Annotated in this window: 7 protein-coding genes; all 7 read left to right on the top strand. The window is 55.5% G+C overall.

The genetic code is table 11. The annotated features are described in order from the left end of the window. The coding region (locus tag HWQ67_RS12680; protein ID WP_218253058.1) for a hypothetical protein at nucleotides 1-401 on the top strand (401 nt) is incomplete at its 5' end. Next, on the top strand, nucleotides 398-2,011 hold the full coding sequence (locus HWQ67_RS12685) for a hypothetical protein (protein WP_218253059.1): 1,614 nt from the start codon (nucleotides 398-400) through the stop codon (nucleotides 2,009-2,011). The genes HWQ67_RS12680 and HWQ67_RS12685, both read left to right, overlap by 4 nt. A 30-nt stretch (nucleotides 2,012-2,041) precedes the next feature. Then, complete coding sequence (locus HWQ67_RS12690; protein WP_218253060.1) at nucleotides 2,042-3,760, top strand: hypothetical protein; 1,719 nt, start codon at nucleotides 2,042-2,044, stop codon at nucleotides 3,758-3,760. 134 nt (nucleotides 3,761-3,894) lie between these two features. Continuing rightward, the gene (locus tag HWQ67_RS12695; RefSeq protein ID WP_218253061.1) at nucleotides 3,895-4,059 is read left to right on the top strand and encodes a hypothetical protein; all 165 of its coding nucleotides are present in this window, start codon (nucleotides 3,895-3,897) and stop codon (nucleotides 4,057-4,059) included. Between the two features lie 139 nt (nucleotides 4,060-4,198). After that, nucleotides 4,199-4,402, top strand: a complete 204-nt coding sequence (locus HWQ67_RS12700) for a hypothetical protein (RefSeq protein WP_218253062.1) — start codon at nucleotides 4,199-4,201, stop codon at nucleotides 4,400-4,402. 15 nt (nucleotides 4,403-4,417) lie between these two features. Then, a complete protein-coding gene (locus HWQ67_RS12705; protein WP_218253063.1) occupies nucleotides 4,418-4,618 on the top strand; it encodes a hypothetical protein in 201 nt (66 codons plus the stop codon). Continuing rightward, on the top strand, nucleotides 4,618-5,030 hold a 413-nt coding region (locus tag HWQ67_RS12710), incomplete at its 3' end, for a hypothetical protein (RefSeq protein ID WP_218253064.1). The genes HWQ67_RS12705 and HWQ67_RS12710, both read left to right, overlap by 1 nt.

Here is a 5,030-nt window from a genome sequence, read left to right on the forward strand (position 1 = left end):
GCCCGAGCGGAAAAGTTACGGAAAAATTACGGGAAAAAACCGCTAATAAGCAGGCCGAGATGGAGGCCAAGCAGATTGAGATCGGACACGGAATACAGATGCTGCATGGACATACTGTGCAACATTGGCACGACAAGATCAAGAAGGCCCAGAGGATCGAGGATCAGAAGAAGCGGGAGGCCGAGTTCGCGGCGATACTGCATCATCCCGACCTCATCGAATACCTAAAGGCCAACAAGCTGGATGCGATAGGTCGGTTCCTGAAGTTCATGCACGGCGAGCCGGACAGCAGGACTGCGCTCGAAGGGCTTGTCACGCAGGAGGACGCCGATGCGGTCAAGAAGTTCCTGCTTGAGCGCAAAGGCATAGCGGATCAGGGCAGGGAGGGCGATTCGAAATGAGTGGCATTGGGATGCCCCCCGAGATGCAGGCCGTTCGAAACACCCGTCCGAGGACGCCTAGGGAGCTATGGACGCATGTCGCTCTCTACTACAAGCCCGTTTCGACAGTGAGGGTGTGCGAGGGGCATGATGCGCCATTCGATTACATCGTCGGCTCGTTCTTCGACAAGAAGGACATGGAGAACTGGACTCAGGAGGAGCGGGATCGTTACGGGGAGCCGCATGAGGACTGCATAGTGCACGCCTGCCGCAGCGGAGGAAAGACTTTCGAAGGCGGCGTGTCGGCCCATATGAAGGCGCAGTTCCAGAAGAACTGCGGGATTAGATGTCTCGGGGGGTCTGGTGAGCAGAGCAAGAGGATGAAGGAGGAGGTCGATTACTTCGACCGAGGGAACTTCTCCGACACGGTGAAGGGCGAGGTGGGCACCGAGAAGACGCGATATCGGAACGGATCGAGCCTGAAGATACTCATGGCCTCTGAGGCAAGTGTTCGCGGGGAGCACGAGCAGATCCTCATGCTGGACGAGGTCGATGTCATGCGCGAGAAGATACACAGCTCGGCCATAGGGATCGCGCAATCCTCCGAAGGGGTGCTATGCCGCATCGAGGAACTGTCAACGTCGCATGAGGCGAACGGGCTGATGCAGAAGCGGCTCAATGAGGCTGCAATTTCCGGGAAGCCCATTTATCGCTGGTGCTGCTTCGAGATACTCAAGCAATGTGCGTTCCCATGCACACCGGAGCAGCCGTATGAGGTCTGCCGGAAGCTGGTGAAGTACGATCAGCTCAATCAGCCCCATGTATTCTCCGATGTGTGCCGCGGCAGGGCGAAGCGGAGCCGCGGATACTATGAGATCCATGACCTCTGGCAGAAGTACCGTGAGCTTTCGTGGGAACGATTCGCCTGTGAATACCTCTGCGAGATGCCGAAACTGGAGGATGCTGAATACCCGATGCTATCCGACACCCATTTGATCAAGGACTGGCCGGTTGACCAATGGGGGGCGTCGAGTGGGTGGAGGCTCATCATGGGGGCGGATGCGGGGCCGACGAACTCCTGGGTCGTGTGGATCGTTGTGGGTAGATGGTATCCCAAGGACGAGTTCGAAACGGCCGTGGTGGTCAAGAATCTGTTCAGCAGCAGGAGGACGGCGGCAAGCGATTTCGCCGATAGGATTGTCAGGGAGCACCAGGCCGCAGGATTCCCCAAGGCAGTCGCGCTTTTTACGGGCCCCCCGAGCGTGCCACAGGATAGCTACCTCGCCATGGAGCTCGATAAGGAATATCGAAGGTCGGTGCTTTTTCTCCCCTCACCCCAAGAACCGATAGGGCGCCGATGTGTGCGTGTTGTGTCTGAGGGCAGACAGTATGGATCTGAGACGATCTGCAACATGCTGGTACTGAGACCTGATCCGAATGGCAACCCCAGACCGGCGCTTGGGTTTTGCGAGGCCGCCAAAGAGACCTATCGGGTGCTCGCAGGCCAGCAGAGGAAAGACGACGAGGCGCATGGAGTCGCCGCTACCAGGTACGCGCTAAGGGGGAATGAGCTTATCGGTTGGAGGATGGCGAGCAGGAGCGATCCGGAGATGGTGGTAGGAGTCAGGTGAGGCAGGACAGTAAAACGAAGGGGAAAAACAATGAAGAAGCAGAAGAAGGCGAAGGTCGAAGGGCATGATCAGGTTTATAAGGCATGCGAACAGTTGGTGGTACTCGCTTCGGGTTCAGGGAGATCGGAAAACTTGATGACGCCATCAAGATCGGTCTTTGATGATCCTTTCGAAGGCAGGACGATCAATGGGATGATCAAACCTCGGGTGCCATCACATGTTCTTTGTCTCATGGCCCACACATCGATAATCCTGCCCCAGATATTCAGGGCTCTCGAGATCGGGATTGAGAGCTTCGGTCACCATTACAAGCCGCTGCTCGTGAAGGAGAATGACAAATACTACGACCCCAAGGACCCTAAGAAGGGGGACATAGCATCCCTCATCGCAGATGAACCGGATCCAGTGACGGGAGAGAAATACGGGAACGACATGGCCAAGGTTCTCGACGGTGAGATAGAGCGCCTCGAGCGATTTTATGACAACTTCGCGACCTATCAATCTTTCACTGACGTAAGGATGCAGTTCCGGTCCGACAAGGAGCATGTCGGTTTCTGGACGATGGAGGTTTTAAGGGATGGTCGCAGTATACCGTGCGGGGGGGAGCATGTGCCGAGTTACCAGGTGCGATTGCTCGTTCGAGACAGCAGGCCCACGGACGTTACCATTCCGAGAGTGGGCCATAACTGGCGGTGGGTCATGGACGAGCGGCCGTACTATTTCAGGCGTTACGTCCAGATAAGAGGGAACGCGAAGCACTACTTCAAACAGTTCGGAGATCCTCGGAACTTCTCCTACATCAACGGCAAGCAGATAGCGGACGCCGACGCAGCCTCCGCGGCGACCGAGATGATTTTCTGCGCGAACTACACACCCGGGACGGAATACGGGGAACCCGACTGGTTGCCGCACATGCACGGCATAGGAGGTGTGTTCCGGGCGGAGATGGAGAATTTTAATTTCTTCGCTAACAAGCTTATCCCCGCAATCCTTCTGCTGATCATGGGCGGAGCGAGGCAGGGGGATAAAGCGATAGCGAGACTGCTGGATGCGTTTGATGAATGCAAAGGAGAGAACAGCCAGAACCGCGTTGTCGCGGCGCAGATACCATCGGGGGCTGCTGAGGTGACCGCAGGCGGGGTGGGGAAGATAGACTCCCCGAAGGCACTGGTGCATGTCCTCACCCAGATCCAGAAGCAGGATGCCACATTCCAGGGGTATATCGAGAACCACATCAAACGGCTCATGAGCTCGAAGCGGATCCCACCCCTCCTCTTGGGCCTCTCAAGCGATTACAACAAGGCTACAAGCGATGCCGCTGAAAGAATGTGTGAGCGATGGATTGCGAAACCTCAGCGTAACCAGTTCGACGATCTCCAGAACAAGACGATCCTTCCGGCGATGTATATCCGGTTCCATGAGTTCGAATCAGACGGGCCTGATCTCTCTGACATGGACACGGTGGCCCGGATGATTGATGCGACGGGAAGGATGGGTGGGCTGTCAATCAATGCAGTGAGAGAGCTCGCCAATAAGCACTTAGGGACGAGGATGCCGCTTTACGAGGATAGGGAAGGCAACATGAGCATCCAGGAAGTCGTTGAAGGTATACGAGCGCAATTCATGGGTAGTCCGGTACAGATGGGCGAGAAGCAGAAGAACAAAATGGCCGAGGCGCTCGTTGAGATGATGACGGATACGCTGCTCCACATCAGGAATCACGCAAAAAGGCTCGATAAGGCGGCATAGTCCTGTGGACGCCAGAACATGTGGTTAAAAGTCCACAGGACATTTGACTAGGGGGTTAAATGTCCACATGAACATGAGAATGAAACAGACCGAGGGCGCAGGCTCAGCAGAGGGTTCGGAATGATGAGGGGAGCATGACGATCATTTCAAAGCCTTTCACGGAGACGGGAAGGAAGAATTACGAGGGTATCCGGTGGGGCAAATCCAAGAAGTCGCGAGGTAAATGCGGAACTTTAAGGACCCTAATAGATGAGCAGCGCGAGAGAGAAGGTAAGGTCGAGGACCAGCTTATAGTGTGAAAAGGAAAAGGCGGCTGCGCGCTGAGTGACGAGAGCCCGCAAGGGTGCAGCGAATAAATGTTTTATCTATCTATGTCCCGGTTCAATTCCGGCCAGCCGCCCTCAAATTCGGGAAGGATAAATAGAGGAGTGAAGTGTAATGCCTAATCTCGAGTGCATCCTCCAGAGAAAGGTTGAATCAATCTCCACCGCGGGGGATGGGTGCGACGATGGATCGATGGTGTTGCATAAACTCAGGTTGGGATTTGACGATGGCACTGTCCTGACCATCACGGCTAGAAACGCGAAGAGGTTCAGGGTTGCACCATGCTTGGATGCGAAGCTGACTAAGGAGGATTCATAGAAAGGGGATACGCCAATGGCGAAAGCAGATACCACGATCTGGGCGGGCGATTTAATGAAGGGTGCGATGCTCACGGTGAAGCTCAAGGGTGCCAGCATGACGCGGTTCCGTCTTTGGCTGACCGCCCAGATCATAAAGCTGGCAGCGTGTGTGGGAGGGTTCGGAGGCGTAGTGATTCAGAAAAGTGATGATGATCAGGCAGGAGACAGTATTTAATGTGCCGCTTCTGTAAACCCATAGACCAACTTGACGCCGCCGACAGGCTCCGGCTTGAGCAGACCGCGGACTGGATCCTCGGGGATGACGAGGTGATCGAGCTGGCGAAGAAGAAAGAGAAGAACCCGCTCGTGTTCAAGGACCTCGTCACCTTCGAAGTTATGCTCTCCGATAGCCTCCGTAAAATCGCCACTGAGCAGGGCGATTACGCGATGGAGCTGATTGGGAACCTTCTTGATACCAGCTTTGAGATGACCGATGCCGCGGCGAAGGAGTTGATCGAGCAGGTGTCCGTTGTCTGGCCGAGGTACGGCGCCGCGATTGCCGAGAATGCCGTGCCGGTGACGGAAGAGACGGCACAGAAGATCATCAGGCTCACCCGTAAATATATCGCCCTCAAGCCTGAGTATTC

The sequence above is a fragment of the Candidatus Magnetobacterium casense genome (genome assembly GCF_019173545.1).
Classification (GTDB): Bacteria; Nitrospirota; Thermodesulfovibrionia; order Thermodesulfovibrionales; family Magnetobacteriaceae; genus Magnetobacterium; species Magnetobacterium cryptolimnobacter.